At 39.7% G+C, this 19,555-nt stretch carries 23 protein-coding genes, 1 tRNA gene and 1 riboswitch; of the genes, 17 read left to right on the forward strand and 7 right to left on the reverse strand.

From position 1 onward, the window contains the following. Positions 1–50: 50 nt before the first annotated feature. Positions 51–791: a DUF6089 family protein gene (locus tag H4075_RS18105; RefSeq protein WP_182802229.1), complete on the reverse strand. Its 741-nt coding sequence runs from the start codon at positions 789–791 to the stop codon at positions 51–53. A gap of 235 nt (positions 792–1,026) precedes the next feature. Continuing rightward, positions 1,027–1,300: riboswitch (cobalamin riboswitch) on the forward strand. A 101-nt stretch (positions 1,301–1,401) separates the two neighbouring features. Between H4075_RS18105 and H4075_RS18110 the strand changes: the two genes are divergently transcribed. From H4075_RS18110 to H4075_RS18165, 12 genes are all read left to right on the forward strand, one after another. Further along, positions 1,402–3,252, forward strand: coding sequence for a TonB-dependent receptor plug domain-containing protein (locus H4075_RS18110; RefSeq protein WP_182802230.1), 1,851 nt, complete (start codon positions 1,402–1,404; stop codon positions 3,250–3,252). Positions 3,253–3,318: 66 nt separating this feature from the next. Next, positions 3,319–3,909: a DUF6580 family putative transport protein gene (locus H4075_RS18115; RefSeq protein WP_182802231.1), complete on the forward strand. Its 591-nt coding sequence runs from the start codon at positions 3,319–3,321 to the stop codon at positions 3,907–3,909. A gap of 60 nt (positions 3,910–3,969) precedes the next feature. Continuing rightward, positions 3,970–4,911: an ABC transporter substrate-binding protein gene (locus H4075_RS18120; RefSeq protein ID WP_182802232.1), complete on the forward strand. Its 942-nt coding sequence runs from the start codon at positions 3,970–3,972 to the stop codon at positions 4,909–4,911. Beyond that, the gene (locus tag H4075_RS18125; RefSeq protein WP_182802233.1) at positions 4,898–5,122 is read left to right on the forward strand and encodes a cysteine-rich CWC family protein; all 225 of its coding nucleotides are present in this window, start codon (positions 4,898–4,900) and stop codon (positions 5,120–5,122) included. The genes H4075_RS18120 and H4075_RS18125 overlap by 14 nt, the downstream gene beginning before the upstream one ends. A gap of 127 nt (positions 5,123–5,249) precedes the next feature. After that, complete coding sequence (locus H4075_RS18130; protein WP_182802234.1) at positions 5,250–5,504, forward strand: DUF5522 domain-containing protein; 255 nt, start codon at positions 5,250–5,252, stop codon at positions 5,502–5,504. Then, complete coding sequence (locus H4075_RS18135) at positions 5,501–6,004, forward strand: bifunctional adenosylcobinamide kinase/adenosylcobinamide-phosphate guanylyltransferase (protein WP_182802235.1); 504 nt, start codon at positions 5,501–5,503, stop codon at positions 6,002–6,004. Before H4075_RS18130 ends, H4075_RS18135 begins: the two co-directional genes overlap by 4 nt. 82 nt (positions 6,005–6,086) lie before the next feature. After that, positions 6,087–6,812 carry a Dph6-related ATP pyrophosphatase gene (locus H4075_RS18140; protein WP_182802236.1) on the forward strand — a complete coding sequence of 242 codons (726 nt, stop codon included), beginning with the start codon at positions 6,087–6,089 and terminating at the stop codon, positions 6,810–6,812. Next, positions 6,809–7,828, forward strand: coding sequence for a nicotinate-nucleotide--dimethylbenzimidazole phosphoribosyltransferase (gene cobT / locus H4075_RS18145; protein ID WP_182802237.1), 1,020 nt, complete (start codon positions 6,809–6,811; stop codon positions 7,826–7,828). The genes H4075_RS18140 and cobT overlap by 4 nt, the downstream gene beginning before the upstream one ends. Before the next feature lie 111 nt (positions 7,829–7,939). Continuing rightward, complete coding sequence (locus tag H4075_RS18150) at positions 7,940–8,713, forward strand: adenosylcobinamide-GDP ribazoletransferase (RefSeq protein ID WP_182802238.1); 774 nt, start codon at positions 7,940–7,942, stop codon at positions 8,711–8,713. Between the two features lie 29 nt (positions 8,714–8,742). After that, positions 8,743–9,351 carry an alpha-ribazole phosphatase family protein gene (gene cobC, locus H4075_RS18155; RefSeq protein WP_182802239.1) on the forward strand — a complete coding sequence of 203 codons (609 nt, stop codon included), beginning with the start codon at positions 8,743–8,745 and terminating at the stop codon, positions 9,349–9,351. Between the two features lie 94 nt (positions 9,352–9,445). Then, positions 9,446–10,030, forward strand: coding sequence for a MarC family protein (locus tag H4075_RS18160; protein ID WP_182802240.1), 585 nt, complete (start codon positions 9,446–9,448; stop codon positions 10,028–10,030). A 94-nt stretch (positions 10,031–10,124) separates the two neighbouring features. Beyond that, positions 10,125–10,196, forward strand: a tRNA-Arg gene (locus tag H4075_RS18165). A 57-nt stretch (positions 10,197–10,253) separates the two neighbouring features. Here the strand turns inward: H4075_RS18165 and ygiD are convergent. From ygiD to H4075_RS18195, 6 genes are all read right to left on the reverse strand, one after another. After that, positions 10,254–11,135: a 4,5-DOPA-extradiol-dioxygenase gene (gene ygiD / locus H4075_RS18170; RefSeq protein WP_255460228.1), complete on the reverse strand. Its 882-nt coding sequence runs from the start codon at positions 11,133–11,135 to the stop codon at positions 10,254–10,256. Positions 11,136–11,150: 15 nt separating this feature from the next. Further along, positions 11,151–11,801, reverse strand: a complete 651-nt coding sequence (locus H4075_RS18175; RefSeq protein ID WP_182802241.1) for an NAD(P)-dependent oxidoreductase — start codon at positions 11,799–11,801, stop codon at positions 11,151–11,153. Positions 11,802–11,826: 25 nt separating this feature from the next. Continuing rightward, entirely contained in the window at positions 11,827–12,270 is a 444-nt protein-coding gene (locus tag H4075_RS18180) for a DoxX family protein (RefSeq protein ID WP_182802242.1), read from the reverse strand. 30 nt (positions 12,271–12,300) lie between these two features. Beyond that, positions 12,301–12,870: a YceI family protein gene (locus H4075_RS18185; protein ID WP_182802243.1), complete on the reverse strand. Its 570-nt coding sequence runs from the start codon at positions 12,868–12,870 to the stop codon at positions 12,301–12,303. A gap of 34 nt (positions 12,871–12,904) precedes the next feature. Continuing rightward, positions 12,905–13,570: an NADPH-dependent F420 reductase gene (locus H4075_RS18190; RefSeq protein WP_182802244.1), complete on the reverse strand. Its 666-nt coding sequence runs from the start codon at positions 13,568–13,570 to the stop codon at positions 12,905–12,907. 115 nt (positions 13,571–13,685) lie between these two features. Continuing rightward, positions 13,686–14,264 carry a Crp/Fnr family transcriptional regulator gene (locus H4075_RS18195; protein WP_182802245.1) on the reverse strand — a complete coding sequence of 193 codons (579 nt, stop codon included), beginning with the start codon at positions 14,262–14,264 and terminating at the stop codon, positions 13,686–13,688. A gap of 125 nt (positions 14,265–14,389) precedes the next feature. On the opposite strand from H4075_RS18195, the gene H4075_RS18200 reads away from it, so the two are divergent. The 5 genes from H4075_RS18200 to H4075_RS18220 all read left to right on the forward strand — a co-directional run bounded on the left by H4075_RS18200 (position 14,390) and on the right by H4075_RS18220 (position 19,502). After that, positions 14,390–15,163 (forward strand): sulfite exporter TauE/SafE family protein, encoded by a 774-nt coding sequence (locus H4075_RS18200; protein ID WP_182802246.1) that lies wholly within the window; start codon positions 14,390–14,392, stop codon positions 15,161–15,163. Positions 15,164–15,474: 311 nt separating this feature from the next. After that, complete coding sequence (gene cysC / locus H4075_RS18205) at positions 15,475–16,146, forward strand: adenylyl-sulfate kinase (RefSeq protein WP_182802247.1); 672 nt, start codon at positions 15,475–15,477, stop codon at positions 16,144–16,146. A gap of 73 nt (positions 16,147–16,219) precedes the next feature. After that, on the forward strand, positions 16,220–17,068 hold the full coding sequence (locus H4075_RS18210; protein ID WP_182802248.1) for an MBL fold metallo-hydrolase: 849 nt from the start codon (positions 16,220–16,222) through the stop codon (positions 17,066–17,068). A gap of 297 nt (positions 17,069–17,365) precedes the next feature. Further along, complete coding sequence (locus H4075_RS18215; RefSeq protein WP_182802249.1) at positions 17,366–18,361, forward strand: 3-oxoacyl-[acyl-carrier-protein] synthase III C-terminal domain-containing protein; 996 nt, start codon at positions 17,366–17,368, stop codon at positions 18,359–18,361. A gap of 61 nt (positions 18,362–18,422) precedes the next feature. Continuing rightward, on the forward strand, positions 18,423–19,502 hold the full coding sequence (locus tag H4075_RS18220) for a sulfotransferase (protein ID WP_255460461.1): 1,080 nt from the start codon (positions 18,423–18,425) through the stop codon (positions 19,500–19,502). Positions 19,503–19,555: the final 53 nt, after the last annotated feature.

The raw sequence follows: 19,555 nt of genomic DNA on the forward strand, positions 1-19,555 counted from the left end.
CCGTCATTGAATTCTTTATAATAGTTCTTCTAAAGGAATCTCACTTAATCTTATCGCACAGGTGGACAATCCCAACTGTTCTTCCTGCCGAAACGATAGATCAATCCGACTGTGATGCTGTAATAATGATCCTTACGATCCGGATTAGCAGCACGGCTGAACCCATCTAAATAATCAGTAAACAAAAACCGATACGAGGCTTCGGCATTCAACACCAACGTTGGAGAAATAGAATAACGCATACCTGCACCAACCGGCACTGCAGGCATAAGTCGTGGTGTGCGTGTAGAAAGATCGGTTGATAATTGTGAAAATAATTCAGGTTCGGCTTCAAAATATGCAGCATTGAATGCACTTGCATCTCTGCGGATGCGCACTAAACTTAGCGCAGCTCCGCCAACTACATATGGCGACAATTGTTTTCCTGCATCGGCCCAACCGAGCGGACTCCATACAAATTGCGGCGACAGTTCAACCAACGATGTTCGGAAATTAAAGTTGCGTTGCTGCCTGTAAGCGGGGTTGTTATACTTCGCATCATCACCATGCAATGATGCAACTGACAACTGTAAGCGTAGCGCCATCGTTTTATTGATTAATCTGGAACCATGCAACACAAATCCCGGGCGAATAGTTTTCCATGAACCGAAACGGCTTGGTGCAAGATCGCCCTGGTAAACAAAGGCTCCCACACCGGCACCAACTTCATACTTCGGTTGTTTGATTTGCGCCTGTAACTGTGAACACATACTGAAAATAACAAGAATGCACTTGCTGATAAAACGGATCATACACATTGGTTTAAGTGGTAACTGTCAATGTTTCTGATAAGCACAGTCCGGAAAATTTCGAATAGAGAGAGATCAGCAGGTTAAAGTATTAACGGGTAACAAATACCGTGCGTATATGTCAATTGTTAAATTCATGCGAAGAGAAAGCGCTTTATTTTTATCTGTCTGCTTATTTATTCAGATGCCATGTGAACAATTCAACAGAAACAAATTTGCAACTGCACAACTGCTCCCCTACTTTTGCTCTAGTAGCGGTTTCCGATGTTCATAGTCGGGATTAAAAGGGAAGTCCGGTGCAAATCCGGCGCTATCCCCGTAGCTGTAAGTTCTAATGATGAGTGATCAGTAATGAATGATGAGTAAAGCACCTGTTGCAACTCATCACTCCTCATTCATCACTCATCCTGCTGATTCTACAAACCACTGTTCATGTAAGGTGTTTGCCACATGAACGGGAAGGTGCTCAGCAGCGAACAAGCCAGAAGACCTGCCGATACTATTTCATTAATCATTTGCTTTCGGGTGAAAGGCAGGAGGTGTAACGGCACATCGCTTTTATATTTCTATTTCTTTTTCTGAAAGCAGTCACAACAAACCCTTTTTTCAACACATGAAAAAGAATTTAATTGTAGTGGCTGCCGGATTATTTATCAGCAGTCAGCTAAATGCGCAGGACAGTACAGTAAAATCATTGAACGAAGTAGTGATTACCGCTAACAAGGTAAACCAGAAACTTCTCGAAACAGGAAAAGTAACCACTGTTATCAATCGAAAAACAATTGAACAAAGTGCAGGGAAAGATCTCGCACAACTCTTAACCGAACAGACCGGCATTGTAATTAATGGCGCTACCAGCAACCCCGGTAAAGACAAAAGCATTTTTATGCGTGGGGCAGGTAATGGTTATACTGTTATTTTAATTGACGGTATTCCGGTGAACGATCCTTCTTTCTCCGGTGCTTTTGATCTGCGTTTATTACCACTCGATCAGGTTGAACGGATTGAAATTGTAAAAGGTGCACAATCCACCAATTATGGTTCTGATGCGGTAGCAGGCGTCATCAACATCATTTCCAAACGTGGTGCATCAAAACCTGCACAGTTTTATGGAAATGCTGCAGCAGGTTCGTTCAACACATACAAATTCACTGCAGGTGTGCGTGGTACTGCTGAAAAAATAAATTATAATTTCTCTTACACACACAACGAATCGAAAGGAATTTCAGAAGCCATCGATTCAACCGGCACAAAAGATTTCGATAAAGATGGTTTTCTTAACAACGCCATTAACTTCAGCGTAGATGCACCGGTAACAAAACAGATCCGTGTGCAGCCATTTGCACGTTACAGTTATTTCCAGGGTGGTTATGATAATGGCTCATTTACTGATGCTGCCAACAGCTTTACATCATCGTTGTTTACAGCCGGTTCCGCAGTGGAAGTAAAAACAGAGAAAGCAGGCGGTCGTGCTTATTTCAGTTACGATGAAATGGATCGCACATTCAACAGCGCACAATGGGGGCCGAGTCCTTATAAAGGAACTAACAAGATTGTTGACCTCTTTGCATATTACCAGGTTGCACCAAAAGTAAAACTCTTGGCAGGTGTTGATAACCGTTATCAGAAAAATCTCGATTCAAATGTGAGCATCAACAGTCCTTATTTAAGTGTGTTCCTGCAAAACCTCGGTGGTTTTTACCTTGAAGCAGGTGCCCGTTATAATAAACATTCCAAATACGGTAACAATTTTACCTACAGCATCAACCCATCGTATGTTCTGAATGAAAACACAAAGCTGTTTGTAAACTATGCCACTGCATTTCGTGCACCCGGCATCAGTGCCTTGTATGGAGCATTTGGCGCTAACCCCGATTTGAAACCTGAACATTCACAAACATTCGAAGCAGGTGTACAAACTTCTTTGCTCAACGATAAAGTAACTGTTCGTGCAGTGTACTTCAACCGCCGCAATAAAGATGTGATCATCTACACATCAAAGTATGAGAACTATGACAAGCAGGACGATTATGGTTTTGAATTTGAACCAACCATTCAGATCAACAAACAATTAAAATTAACAGGCTACTATAGTTTCGTTGATGGCGAGGTTACAACCAAAGCTGCGGGTGGTAAAGACACGAGTTATTTTAACCTGTTGCGCCGACCTAAACATTCGTTTGGTGTAACACTTGGATACCAGGTAACACCTTCATTTTTTATAAGCACCAATGCCTATAACTATGGAAAGCGTACTGATAAAGATTTCAATACGTGGCCTGCAACTGATGTAAATCTTGACAGCTATTTCCTTTGGAGCATTCATGCAGAGTACAGCCTTGTAAAAAACAAACTGGTTGTATTTGCTGATGGTAAGAATCTGTTGAATACAAATTATGTGGAAGTGTTGGGTTACAGCACACCCGGCATCAACTTTATGGGAGGAATTCGTTTTAATCTTTAACAATCAGTGATGAGTTATGAGTAATCAGTTGAACACTCATAACTCATCATTCATCAATCATCACATATGTCAACACAAAAGATCAATCCCCGTTTTGCAGTACTGGCGATCATTATGGTTGCAGTCGCAGCACTGCGTATTCCCAATGCAGCTCAGCTTGGGCCTTTAAGTAATTTCACACCCATTGGTGCAATGGGATTATTTGGTGCAGCTTACTTCAGCAAGAACTGGAAAGCATTTGGTTTTCCATTACTCACCTTACTTGCCAGCGATCTTATCATCAATATTTTTGTTTATGATGGACAATATGGTATTATGTATGGCAGTTGGTATTGGGTATATGGTGGTTTTGTGTTGATCGTTTTACTGGGTCGATTACTTCTGAAAAAAGTATCTGTACAATCTGTTGTTCTTAGCGGTATTACCGGCACATTGGTGTACTGGCTTGTTGTTGATTTTGGCGTGTTTCTTTTTGGTTGCACCGATATTACCACCGGCCAAACAATGGATCACAGTTTTTCAAGTTTGATCAAATGCTATGCACAGGGTGCACCTTACATGAAAAACTTTTTGATCGGCACACTGGTGTACAGTGGAATTATGTTTGGTGCCTTTGAATGGATGAAAGCAAAAAGTCCATCACTGCAAATGGCTTAATGATGAGTGCTCCTCATCATTCATGACTCATTACTCATCACTCATTACTGATCACTCATCATGAAAGCCTGCTCCTTTTTACCTGCTGCTACACAAATGATCTACGACATGGGTTTGCAACATTTACTCCATGGCGTTACGTTTGAATGTCCTTCAACTGCACTGTTGGAAAAACAGAAAGTGGTGCGTTGCGTAATGGAAGGAAAAAATTACAGCAGCGAAGAGATCGATAAAATATTTTCAGCAAGTAAGGCACAAGGCAAGAGTTTATATTATGTAGATGAGGATGTACTCCAAAGCATTCAACCTGATGTGATCTTTACTGAGGATGTATGCGAAGTATGCCAGATCGATACAGCCTGCACAGCAGCGGCCGTTGCAAATCTTGAGAAACAACCAAAGCTAATAACCTTAACGCCCCAAACGCTGGATGATGTGTACTATACTGCGGTCACCATTGCATCTACATTGAGTCATGAATCGGCAGCATATCATTATCTCGCAGGTTTGCAAAAAAGAACAATGCATATTCTTGATAAACTCCGTCGACATCAAATGCCCATGAAGCGTGTGATGCTGATGGAATGGATTCAGCCCATTTATAACTGCGGGCATTGGATCCCTTTCCAGGTGGCACAGGCTGGCGGAATTGATATGTTAAGTAATCCTGGTGGTGATAGTATTGTCTGCAGCTGGGAAAAAATTGTGAAATATAATCCTGAGATATTAGTGATCGCTCCCTGTGGTTTTCATATCGATCGAAGTAAGGAAGAACTGCATCTCTTAACTGAAAAAGCGGAATGGCAACAACTGGAAGCAGTAAAAAACAATGCGGTATTCATTTGTGATTTCGATCTGTTCACGCAACCGTCTGCTTCTACATTGGTTGATGGCATCGAATTATTAGCTGCCTTGTTTCATCCTTCTTTGTTTCGTGTACCCAAACACCTGCAAACAAAATTCCTTCACTTCTCAACCAGGCTAGAGCATGTGCAAGCATGAACACAAAAACTGTCCCCGTTGTGGTGAAGGCTTTGAATGCAAAGTAGGCGATGTTACAAATTGCCAATGTTATGGCATTGAGTTAAGTGTGGAAGAAGAAGCATTCATCACAAAACAATATACTGATTGTTTATGCCGCAGCTGCCTGCAGCAATTAAAAAGCAGGTACACTTTATTTGTTGAACAGAAAGACCGATACAGCAACCGTTAAGATGGCAAAAGAAAAAACATGCAGCAGATGTGGTATTATGTTCGGATGCAGTACAGAAGATAACGGTAATAGCTGTTGGTGCAATCGATACCCCCCGCTATTTACACCTGATCCTGTTATCAATTGCATGTGTCCCGAATGCCTGCTCAAAGCAACAAAAGAAAAGATCGATGCTTATGTTGCTGAAATGACCGTTGAAAAAGCATTAAACAATAACATCGCAAAAGATCTGCCTCCGGCAAAAGAATTGATTGAAGGCATCGACTACTATATGGAGAATACAAATTTTGTGTTCACAGCATGGCATCATTTACGACGGGGATATTGCTGCAGAAGTGGATGCAGACATTGCCCGTACGGATTTAAAAAACAAACAGCATGATCATTTTTATAACAGGTGGCGCAAGAAGTGGTAAGAGCAAATATGCACAGGAGTTGGCATTATCACTGAGTAATAGTCCTGTATATGTTGCTACAGCAAAAGTGTGGGATGATGATTTTGAGAAACGTGTCAAGCGTCACCAGGATGATCGTGATGAACGCTGGACCAATATGGAGGAGCAACGCAACGTAAGTGCTTTGCCTATTGTTAACCGTGTTTGCATTATTGATTGTGTAACATTGTGGCTCACCAATTTTTTTGTGGACACAAAAAATGATGTGGACGCATCCCTGTCTTTGCTGAAAAAAGAAATTGATGCTTTGTGTACAAAGCCAGGCACATTTATCATCATCAGCAATGAAATTGGCATGGGCGTTCATGCAGATACTGAGATCGGTCGCAAGTTCACCGATCTGCAAGGTTGGGCCAATCAATACATTGCAGCATATGCCCACACGGCTGTGCTGATGGTAAGCGGAATTGCTGTCAAGATAAAGTAAGTAGTGAGTGGTGAATAGCGAGTAGAAAAACACTCGCCACTTACCACTCACAATTCACTATTCACAACTCACTATTCACCATATGATCCCATCAATTTTTTGTTGGAGCGGCGGAAAAGACAGCAGCTATGCATTGCATAAAGTATTGCAAGAAGGTATATACGATGTAAAGTATCTACTCAGCACGTTCAATGGCAATTACAAACGTTTATCGATGCATGGTTTGCGGGAAGAACTGATTGAATCACAAGCTGCATCTATCGGCATTCCATTATTAAAAGCATATGTGTACGAAGCAAGTAATGCAGAATACGAACAGCAAATGCAAGCGATCTTATTGCAGGCAAAAGCAGAAGGCATCAACCATGTGTCGTATGGCGATCTTTTTTTAGAAGACCTGCGAGCTTATCGTGAAAGCAAGATGAACGAACTTGATATGCATTGTGTATTTCCGATCTGGAAAACCGATACACAGTGGATGATCAATGATTTTGTAGCGAAAGGTTTTCAATCTGTACTTTGCTGCATCAACGATGGTTATTTAGATGAAAGTTGGGTTGGCCGCACAATCGATCAGCAATTCATCAATCAACTTCCATCTACCGTTGATCCTTGCGGAGAGAATGGCGAGTTTCATTCCTTTTGTTTCAATGGCCCCGTCTTTAATTATCCAATACGAATTGTAATCGGCGAAAAAACCTACAAAGCATTAGAGATCAAAACCAGCGATCATCCCACTCCTATTAAAGATGTGGGCACCAAAGGTTTCTGGTTTTGTGATCTTCTTTTACAAACAAACAACGCATGACACTCGAAGAACAACTGCAACATAAGATCAACAACAAAACCAAACCACTTGGCGCATTGGGTATGCTGGAAGAACTGGCATTAAAGATCGGTACAGTTCAAAACAGCTTATCACCCACGATCAATAAACCGCATATTGTTGTATTTGCCGGTGATCATGGAATTGCTGCAACGGGAAAAGTAAATCCTTACCCGCAGGCAGTAACGGCACAAATGGTGTTGAATTTTGTAAACGGCGGCGCTGCTATTAATGTATTTACGAAACAGCACAACATTGGTTTAATCGTTGTTGATGCAGGTGTGAACTTTGATTTTGATGCATCGTTACCAATTGTACATGCAAAGATCAATCATGGCACAGCCGATTACAGCAAGGTCAATGCCATGAACATTGATGAAGTAAATGCAGCAATCGAAAAAGGCCGCAGTATTGTACAAGGTTTGTTTGATGAAGGTTGCAATACCATCGGCTTTGGTGAAATGGGCATAGGCAATACTTCTTCTGCATCACTTATCATGCATCATTTATTAAATCTTCCGTTAAGTGAATGTGTAGGAAGAGGAACAGGTACTACAGCTGAACAACTGCAGCGTAAACTTGATACGTTAGAAGATGTAAGTCGTTTGCATGAACTCAATCATTACGACATCACTCCTCACCAATTGCTTTGTCGTATTGGTGGATTTGAACTTGCCATGATGGTTGGCGCTTATCACAAAGCAGCCGAATTGAATATGATTATTGTAGTAGATGGTTTTATTGCAACGGCAGCGTTACTGGTAGCAAAGCAATACAATCAAACCATCACCGGTCATTGCGTGTTTGCACATTGCTCCGACGAGAATGGTCACCGGAAAATGCTGGAACATCTCAACGCAAAACCAATTTTACAATTAGGTATGCGGCTTGGCGAAGGAACCGGTGCAGCATTAGCAATTCCATTATTACAAAGTGCTGTTCAGTTTCTAAATGAAATGGCTAGTTTTGAAAGTGCCGGTGTGAGTGGTAAAGAATAATTTGTTGCCGGGAATACTGTAAGGCTCGAAGAAATGCAACTACGCATTCATCTTTCCCCTTTCCCGGCGCTTCTTTCATACTGGCAGTTCAATCATTTATCTTGCATCAACATGAGAAAACAAATTGAAATATTCTTCACCGCACTAATGTTTTACACACGGATCCCTTGTCCGAAATGGGTTACGCATGATGCGGAAAATCTTAACAAAGCCACACGTTATTTCCCCTTCATCGGCTGGATCGTTGGCGGCGTTTGTGCGTTGGTATACATGGGTACAGAATTTTTTCTGGGTGCTCCCATTGCTATCTTGTTATCAATGATAGCAGGCGTACTAACCACCGGTGCTTTTCACGAAGATGGATTTGCAGATGTATGTGATGCATTCGGTGGAGGCTGGACCAAACAAAAGATCCTTGACATTATGAAGGATAGCCGGGTTGGCGCTTATGGAGCGATTGGCATGATACTTATACTTCTGCTGAAGTACACATCATTAAGTGCAATCCCCTTCAGCCAGATGTGGATGGTATTATTAGCAGCACATAGTTTCTCCCGTTTATGTGCAGTGTTGATTGTTATCACGAGTCAGTATGTTCGGGAGAATGATGATGCAAAAGCAAAACCATTGGCGAAATCGATTACTGTTTACGAAACAATTCCGGCCGGCGTGTTTGGATTAGCGCCCCTGTTGCTTTTTCAACGTATAGAAATTTTGTATGCATTGATCCTTCCATTACTTGCCACATTTTTTCTCAGGCGATATTTTCATAAATGGATCGGTGGCTATACGGGTGATTGTTTAGGCGCCACACAACAGGTAACGGAAGTTTTGTTTTACCTGGGCCTGGTAGCCTTTTGGAAAATTGAGTTTATACTTTTGTAAATATTTTTACCGCTGAGAAATAATTTTAAATGAGTACAGAAATCTATCTCATACGGCACACAACTCCTTTAGTTGAAAAAGGAACCTGTTACGGACAGGCCGATTTAGATGTAACAGAAAGTTTTTATGATGAAGCCGCATTGATCAGGGAACATTTACCTGCAACCATAAAATCAGTATATGCAAGTCCCTTACAGCGTTGCAGCAAACTGGCGCAACATCTATTTCCTTCTCACAATATTTCGTTTCATGATGATTTAAAAGAAATCCATTGTGGCGAATGGGAACTTCGAAAATGGGATGATATTCCGCAGGAAATAGTAATGCCGTGGATGAATGATTTTGTAAATGTGCGTATACCGGGTGGCGAAAGCTATCTCGATCTGTTTGCACGCACCACAGCAATTTTTCAACGCATTGCAGAAAAAAAAGAAAGTGCCGCCATTGTTTCACATGGTGGTGTATTGCGTAGCATACTCTCCCATCTTACCAATACAGCATTGCTCGATTCATTCAATGTATTTAAGTTACAATATGGCTGTGTTGTAAAATTGTACTTACAGGAAGATCAATTTGCGCATGAAGTGTTGCATAATGTACAAAGTACATCGGAGCAACATAAGCCAAGTTATAAGTAATTCCCTATGACGGTGAGCCACCCTTGACGAAAGCGGGTGACTCACCGCCTGATCGATGCCCAAAAGAAAAGTTATCTTTGCCGAAACAATCACCATGAACTTCGACTTCAGCCTCAGCCAGCTGCTTACCGTTTCGTTTACTCTATTTGCAGTTATAGATATCATCGGATCAATTCCTTTGTTGATTGCAATGAAAGATAAGATGGGTGCCATCCGTGAATTTAAAGCTACACTCATCTCCGGTGCATTGATGATCCTGTTTTTATTTGTGGGCGAATCGTTTTTGCAGATGCTGGGTGTCGATCGTCGTTCATTTGCAGTGGCCGGTTCTATCGTGATCTTTGTGTTGGGATTGGAAATGGTGCTAGGTCATGAGTTCTTTAAAAGTGATAAAAATGCAAAAAGCGGAACGGTGGTTCCTATCGCTTTTCCGATTATTGCCGGAAGCGGTACGCTCACTACAATCATGTCTTTGGGTGCTAACTACTCTGATCTTGTCATACTTGTCGCCATCCTTTTAAACCTGATCTTAGTATTCTTTGTCCTCAAATCATTAAAGTGGATCGAGAAACTTTTAGGTCCGGCAGGTTTACTTGCCGTACGAAAGTTTTTTGGCGTAATATTGCTGGCCATTGCCGTAAAAATATTTGCTGGTAATGCAGGCGGATTGATCAAATAGAAAAATCCAAAACCCAATAAACAAAATCCAAAAGAAAAAGCAGACTTGACTTACTTCCTGTTTTTTGGGCCTTGTATCTTGGATTTTTAGTTCTGGTCCCGTAGTACAATGGATAGTATAAGAGTTTCCGAAGCTCCAGATTCAAGTTCGATTCTTGACGGGACTACAAAAACAAAAGAGTCGCATCACTGCGACTCTTTTTCATTAAACCTTATCATCATCATTAACCTATTTTAACTGATGTCATCGTTAATGATCCGCCAACGGCCTTGTCATTAAAGAATGAAACAACTTCTTTACTGTTTTGTAACCCTAACGTATACAACAATGGTAAGTAATGTTCAGGCGTTGGAATAGCAAGCTGTGCTTCCCTTCCCAACAATGAATAATTGATCAGCCTATCATGTGTTTTATTCCCGATCAAATCCTTGAACGTATTATTCATTTGCACCGCCCAATCATAACCATATTCAGGAGCATCCAATTTGTCCCAAGCCACCATCCGTAAATTATGTACCATGTTGCCGCTGCCAATGATCAGCACGCCTTTCTTACGTAAACTGTATAATTCTTTTGCAAGATCATAATGATACTGTGGCCCTTTGGTATAATCAATACTTAATTGCAATACTGGAATATCTGCTTTTGGATACATGTGGCGGATAATGGTCCATGTACCGTGATCCAATCCCCAATCGTGACTTAACCCAACATCCGCTGAATGAATCAATGATTTTGTTTCCTGTGCTAACGCCGGAGCACCTGGCGCAGGATATTGCACATTGAATAACGCTTTTGGAAAACCACCAAAATCATGAATGGTTTCCGGAAAATCCATTGCCGTAATATGTGTTCCTTTCGTAAACCAATGTGCCGATACCACCAACACTGCTTTCGGTGTTGGAATTTCACCAGCCATCTTTGTCCATCTCCTGCTGAATTCATTGTCTTCAATTCCATTCATAGGAGAGCCATGACCAATAAACAATACCGGCATCAATTGCTCTTCTTCTTTCAACTCATCTGTAAAGCGGTTAAACGCTGCCAAGCCTGTCATACCCACTGCTCCTGTTACTATTGTTGTTATAAATTGTTTCCGTTGCATGAAACGATTGCTTTGTTAGTAAGCAACTGTAAAACGTTCTTGAATATGCTGCTTCTGCTCCACTTCATCCGCAATGGCAATCGCCATATCTTCTACTGAAATAACACTTCGGTTGTTTTCATCAAACACAGGTGCATCATTCCCTTTTCTATAAGTTCCTTTGCGTTCACCTGAAGTGCCCTGATGCATTTCTAAAGCAGGACTCAAAAATGTCCACTTCAAATCTTTCTCTTCTCTGATCACATTTAAATAATCTCTTGCTGCCAATGCACCTGGTTTCCATTCTGCAGGAAACTGTGGAAGATCAACAAACTGTTCGCCTGTTGCCGTATGCAAACTGCCGGCGCCACCAATTACAAATAAATGTTGTACGCCTGCTTTCTTTACAGCTGATTGAATGCGTTTTGATCCTTCAAGAAAATCATTGTATAAATTTGGATTGGTCCATCCTGCATTGTATGAGCTGATCACCGTATCATGTCCTTCCACAGCACTGATCAATTCCTCTTCATTATTCACATCTGCTTTTACTGCAGTTATATTTTCTGCTGAAGGAAGCTTCTCTGTATTACGTGCAATACCAGTTATCTGATGTCCTCTTTGCTTTAATTCTTCTACGATTGCTGAACCAACAAAACCTGTTGCGCCAATTACTGCTATTTTCATATTGTGTGTATTTAGTTTTTGACAACTACCTGTTTGTCCAGGCGAGTGATGATTGCTTCCTGCGTTGTAATAAATAATCAACTGAATATTTACCACTGCCGGTAATAAACAGTATCACATAGAGAATGAGATATTGTATACCAGGTTCTTGTTTTGCAAACGGATCGGCTGAGTGGATATACAGAACTGCAACAAGCATTGTAATGATCAACGGCACTGCTGCCAGCCTTGTTCCAAATCCAAAAAGGATAAGTACAGAACAGATCACTTCTGCAAATACTGTTAATGTCAACGAAAGTTCACCGCTCATACCAAGTACTGCAGGAAATTGAGCGCCGTTACCTGATAAGAGCATGCCCAACTTTGGCAAACCATGCGACAACATTAATACAGCTGCCGTAATGCGTGTGAGGAGGATAGCCAAATCAATTCCTTTTTGGCTGATGTTAATGCTTACTAATTGTTTCATGTCTAGTGTTTAGTTTAGTGTTTAGATCGTTTATTGTGCAAATTCACCATCTGCTTTAATGATCACTTCATCGCTGATCATTGGTGCAGGAAAACCATTACCTAATGCAAAGTCTGAACGCTTAATCGTTCCTGACAGCTGAAAACCTGCTGTTGGTTTCTTGCTCATCGGGTTTTCAATAACGCCTCTGTAAAGTAGATCCAATACAACAGGCTTTGTAATACCTTTTAATGTAAGATCACCACTGAGTTTGTATTTGTTCTTACCAACGCTTTTAATACCTGTGCTTTTGAACGTGAGTTCAGGGTACTTTGCTACATCAAAAAAATCGGGGCTCTTTAAATGATTATCACGCATTTCAATACGTGTATCAATAGACGCCACTTTTGCTGTAAGTGCAAATGATGCATCGCTGAAATCGGGCTTTGAAGACTTAACTTCAACATCAAAATCATTGAACGTGCCCGACACATCTGATACACCTAAGTGTGTAACAGTGAATGCCAGCTGAGAATGTGCTTTGTCATTTTTCCATACTGCAACGGTTGTAAATGCTGTTGCTAAAAAGAATACCGAAAGAATAATTACTACTTTTTTCATTTTGTTTTTTTATTGGTTTATGTTGATTGATTGTTTAATTGTTGTGCAGGATCTTCCACCCGGCCAGCCAGTTGTAATTGTATTTCATGGTAAGCTGTATCAGTAATAACTGCATTGCTTCCAATGTGCGGCTTACCGATAGTTTGCCTGCAATGACGGGATTAAATCCGGTTGTCTTTACCAACTCTGCAGTTGTTTCTAATGCTGCTTCGTTATTACCGGCAATAAATGCATCAGCTTGTTTACCATCAATTACTGTTTGTGCAAAATTTGCAGCATAAGTTGTGTTGAATGCCTTCACCACTTTTGCGTGTGGTAACAAAGCTTGTAATTCTTCTGCTGCACTGGTTCCATGATCGGTCACGAGTGCATCGTATGTTGCATTGAGCGGATTTGCAATACTGATCACAATTTTTTGATTCGCTACCTGGCGGATTGCATCAGCAATTTCTGCCTGCGCTTCATAAGGTGTAGCCAGTATAATAATATCTGCTTCCCAGCTTGCGTGCATAGGACAAGTCATGCCATCAATATCTACTGAAGGATATTCTTTTTGAATCTCTGTCGTTAACGCTTCCACTTTGTCAAGCTCTTTACTGAAGAGCAATAACCTGTCGTTTCCTTTTGCAAGCGACTTCGCAATGGCTGAACCCATGTTACCGGAAGCTCCTATTATTGCGATGGTTCTTTTTGTTTGCATATCAATGAATTTGATAATGCAAAACTACCGTGAGCAAGCACCTAGCTCCAATGACATGTGATAAGAAAAGGCATTGACATATGATAAGATGAATCTTGACATATGTCAAGAGAAATTACCGGGAGGCCATCTGCTTGCGGATGCGACTGAGTGTTTCAGGAGTAATACCTAAATAAGAAGCGATCAAGTGTTGAGGTACACGATTCACAATGGTGGAATATTGTTCAACAAGATGCGTATATTTTTCTTCAGCCGTCAAACCAATGGTGCCTTCGAGCCGTTGCTGCAAGGCCACATATGCATTCTGGTATAAAATGCGGATATAAGTTTCGTACTGGCGTACGTTCTTTAACAGGTTTTCGTGTTGTTCATGATCAAGCAACAACAATTCACAATCTTCCAATGCTTCAATATTGAGTTTTGATTCTTCCCTTGTAAAAAAACTATACAGATCCGAAATCCAAAATCCTTCAAAAGCAAACTGCATTACACGCTGTCCGCCTTTTGCATCGGTGGTGTAAGAATACAAAGCCCCTTTTTCAACAAAAGCCATGCGGTTGCATACATCACCTTCCTGTAAGAGAAATTGCTTGCGGCGCAGCTTCTTCGGTGTAAAATAGGTTTTACACAAATGCAGATCTTCTTCTGAAGAAGGTACTTTATCCTGTATACTTTTTATGAGAAGTTCGAACATGATTACCCGATTGAGCGTTCAAATGTACGGCTTTGTGATGTGAGAAATAAGATAGAGCTATCCTGATTACTATTAATGACGGTTATATTACCTTTATTTACTGCATTGCTCAGTAATCACAACACATGGAAATCGTCATCATTACCATCACTGCATTCCTTGTTGCCATTCTTACATTTTTTTCAGGTTTTGGCTTGGGTACAATCCTTACACCTGTTTTCATGTTATTCTTCCCGGTTGAGCTGGCTATTGCATTAACGGGCATTGTTCATTTTTGTAATAACCTGTTCAAACTTTTCCTCGTTGGGGCAAAAGCAGATAAAGAGGTATTGCTTGGGTTTGGTGTGCCTGCAGTAATTGCTGCATTTATTGGTGCATGGTTATTATTACAGATAACCGATTTGAAGCCATTATTTTCGTACAGTCTTGGCAGTAAAACCATTGATGTGTACCCTGTTAAATTTATTGTTTCTGTTTTGTTACTTACGTTCGCCGTTATTGAGCTGTTGCCTTACTTTAAACATCTTCAATTCAATAAAAATAAATTACCCATCGGCGGTATACTCAGCGGATTCTTTGGCGGACTATCAGGTAACCAGGGAGCATTACGCAGTGCATTTCTAATTAAAGCCGGTCTATCAAAAGAAACATTCATCGGCACTGCAGTTGTTGTATCCACTTTTGTTGATTTTACAAGGCTTTCGGTTTATGCAAGTCGCTTCAGCAAAGTGGGAATAGAAGAAAATATTGTACTGATCATTTGTGCAGTGGCCGGCGGAATTGCAGGATCATACATCGGATTGAAATTGCTGAAGAAAGTAACACTGGAGTTCATCCAGAAATTAGTGGCGATGTTGCTGATCGTATTATCTGTTGCTTTGGGTATGGGTCTTCTTTAAATTAAAAAAAATCTCTGTTGCAGATTTTCGCTGCATCGACTATAACTATCCCTCCAAATTGATCTAGATGTTGAATGGTAATATTTAAGCATCAGAACATTTCCTGACCTGTTTCGAAAAAAAATCAGCCATTATTAACACAAATTGTTGAGTTTATATTCATTAAATTAGAGTAGTCTGTTAGCAATCATTTCACGAGCTATGAATAAAATTGAACAATATTAATAAGAGCAATAACATCAACTGGATTCATTTGTATAAAAGCGTGAAAAACTTATTGACCGATTTCATTCTAATACTTTGGGGATATTATGTCATTCGCTTTGAGCAATATTAAAACAAACAACCGCTCTGAATTTTCGGCAGAGCATTTGGATCAAGTAATTGATCTTGAAGCTATGGCCGAAACGTATATGTCTCATTTCCTGCAGCATATAAGTAAAGTAGAAATTTCAGGTACAGTCAATGACAATATAAAGCCTTGTGTAATTTGGCTGACAGGCCTTAGTGCAGCCGGAAAAACAACTATTTCTGATGATCTGGTAAAGAAATTCAAAGAACGTTCAGTAACAATAATTTCTCTGGATGGGGACGATATCAGACAAGCGATCAAACTCACAGGATTTGATGAACAATCAAGAAAAAAACACAACTTAACTGTTGGCTATATTGCATCGAAATTTGAAAGCATGGGATTTGTTGTTATCGTCTCCTTGATATCTCCGTATGTAAGTATCCGGGAACAGATCAGGCAAATGTGTAACCGGTTTATTGAAGTATATGTATCAACAGGCATAGATGAATGTATAAAAAGAGATCCTAAGGGGCTTTATGCAAAAGCGTTAAATGGCCAATTAAAAGATTTCACAGGTATTTCCTCACCGTATGAACCACCCGTTAATCCTGAAATTGTTATTGATACCACCTTAAAAAGTATAAGCTCCTGTTCAGATAAGATCATTAATTTCTATGAATTAATATAACTGTGTTAACGTTGTTGATATTAGTACAACCCTGAATAAACCGGTAAGCAGAATATGAAAATCTTTTACTAAAATGAACGAGCTGCAACTATATTTAAATTACGCAGGTTACTGTGAAGCGAGTGAACATCACGCTATCAGAAATGGAAGAAAGCAGACTATAAAATTCCATGCACTATTCGGTTTAATACGCCATCCAGCCAAAGGATGGATATTGTTTGACACCGGATATACACAGCGTTTTCATGAAGCCACACGCAATTTTCCTAACCGGATTTATGCTCTTATAACCAAAGTACATATCTCTGAAGAGGATGAAGTAAAACAACAATTAAAGAAGTTCGGGCTAACAACAGACGATATCTCATACGTTATTATAAGTCATTTTCACGCAGACCATATTGGTGGATTAAAAGACTTTACTAAAGCAATTTTTTATTGCTCTGCTGCGGCTTATTCACAAGTGAAACGTATTAGCACAGTATTGGGGTTTACAAAAGGGATTTTAAAACCGTTGCTTCCGGATGATTTTGAAGACCGTCTTCGTATAATCGAAGAATATGCATCGGCAGAAGATGATGAAATATTTGGCCGAAAATATGATCTCTTCAATGATGGCTATTTGATCATTTACCAATTACCAGGGCACGCAGCTGGCCAAATTGGATTACTTCTAAAAACCAACAAACAAACTTATTTCCTTGTGGCAGACGCCTGTTGGCTTAAAGAGTCATACAAGGATTTGATTTTACCGCATCCTTCGGTTCGCTTTTTCTTTCACTCATGGATTGATTATAAACAAAGCTTAAAAAAAATCCATACATACCATCAACAAAATCCTGCAACAATTATCGTTCCCACGCATTGTTCTGTTACCACCCGTGATCTTGTTTCTCAAAAAGCAGACATTACATTACTTTAAATTTATCACAACCTGCATATCGGTAATTAGTGTCTCTTGCCCAAATAACAATGAGCTACGAGCAATTAAAAATTGCATGAAACTTGACTAAATAATTTGAAACTTAGTATGTATTTTACAATAGAAAAGAATATCCTCATCTTTATCATAAACGCATTACTGAACACTTTTACTATAAGCACCTGTTAAACACAAAAAATGAGACGACTTCTTATAAGTAGCTAAGATCAATCTGAATACACGTTAAAAGTCAATGTTAAAGAACTTATTTGTATAACCCAACTTCTGCAGAATAACATGCTAAAAGGAAAACCGGTAAGAATTGTAGGCTTTGGAGAATACCTGCCAAGAAAAGTTCTGTCATCAGAAATTGAAGAACAATTTGGCCTCTATACTGGCTGGTCAGAAAAATATTCCGGAGTTGCAACAAGGCACCATGTTACTTTTGAAACAAATGCATATATGGGCGCCCGTGCTGTTGAGCAGGCATTAGCAAATTGTTCGGTTCCCCTTTCTGAAATTGACTTACTCATATCTGCCGCCGCTACTTATGATTACCCAATACCGAACGAAGCAAGTGTCATTAAGAGCCAATTGAAAGATGGCAATCAGTTTACGTTTCCAACTATTGACATCGACAGTACATGTTTGAGTTTTGTTTCTGCTTTTGAAATTGCGGCTAACCTATTAGACGGAAAGCAATACAAAAAAATTATTATAGTCAGTTCAGAGGTTTCGTCAAAAGGCTTAAATCCTGAAAATTCCGAAACAGTTACGTTATTTGGTGATGCGGCCGTTGCTGTAATTGTTCAATACGACGAAGATGGCAATTCTCTTTTCATTAAAGGTGGGTTGCAAACTTATTCAGAAGGGGTAATGGATGCAATTATTGAAGGCGGAGGAACAAAATATTCATTTAAGGATCATGCTTATAATCAAAAGCTACATTCATTTGCCATGAATGGAAAAAATTTACTTCGCCTCGCAAAAAAATGTATTCCACACTTCATGGATTTTTTCTTCCGGGATTTACCAATAAGCATATTAGACACTGATGCTATTATCCCTCATCAGGCTTCAAAAGCAGGTCTCATGATGTTTAAGTCCTTGTATCCATTCAGAGACAATCAAGTCAAGGATAGTCTTTGTTCGCTCGGAAACTGTATTGCAGCTTCCATTCCTTTAACCTTTTATCGCTCAATCAAAGCAGGAGAAATAAAACGAGGAGATGTCTGTTTGTTAAGCGGCACATCAGCAGGCTTTTCTATTGGCGGGGTTTTAATTAAATACTAAAATGGATTACTCACTTACAATAAAATTGACCTTCAGCTTATTCTCCTTCGATTCAAAGAATATGAGATGGTTTAACACAAAAAGGATCCTTATATCACTAATTCTAGTCCCAATTTTTACAATCTGCTTAATTATTAACCGATTTTTTCTATTACTGGATCATGTTTTCTTCCCGCATTTTATACGTCAGTCAATCAGGAATCCGGTTTTTATAGTAGCAGCTCCCAGAAGCGGAACTACTTACCTGTTTCACACATTGGCAGCCGATAAAAACAACTTCACCACCTTTAAACTGTGGGAAATTATTCTTGCTCCGTCTATTATTCAGAAATACTTTTTTCTGGGTTTACTAAAATGTGACCGTACATTAGGAAGCCCTTTGAAAAAGGTGATCCTTTCAGTAGAAAACAGGTTACTTGATAATTTTAAACACATACATAAAATTGGATTAAGCCTGCCGGAGGAAGATGAAGCTATTTTACTTTGGAATATGTCAACCTTCTATTTAAATTTTTTCTTCCCGGATACAAATTATTTCAACAATTACTTTGCGTTTGATGATAAGATGACAACAGTAAATAAAGAACGAATTATGCGCTATTACAGAAAATGTGTACAGCGTCATAACTTTGTTTTTAACCGTAGAGGAACAAAAAAATTTCTTTCAAAAAATCCTGCTATGATGTCGAAAGTAAAATCATTACACCAGTTTTTTGGTGATGCAACTATTGTTACAATTACACGATGCCCATCAAAGACCATTCCTTCCACAATAGCACTAAATAACAGCATTTATGCATTCTTTACTTCGAAAGCTCCAGGGCATGACATTAATGAGCGAACTAAAAATATCCTGATCAATTGGTATAAAATGGCACATGAAAACATTACAGCCGTTTATTCAAATCAAACAATCAACCTTAGTTTCAATGGTCTTATAAAAAATGAACAGTCGGTTATCAATAACCTTTGCGGTAAGCTGGGAATAGAAGATCGCCTGTTTAGTACGAATCAGGACCCGGAAAAACTAAATCACATCAGCAGAAACAAATACACAGCACTAGGTGACAGCGAACTGCAATTCATATTAGAGAAAATGCCTTTTATTTCTGAATACTGTACAGAAGAAAAAATGTCGTAGTAAATTTCATTAACAGGTAAAACCGGAAGTATGAATATGGTTTATGGTAATAT

It is taken from the genome of Lacibacter sediminis, from assembly GCF_014168535.1.
Taxonomy (GTDB): domain Bacteria; phylum Bacteroidota; class Bacteroidia; order Chitinophagales; family Chitinophagaceae; genus Lacibacter; species Lacibacter sediminis.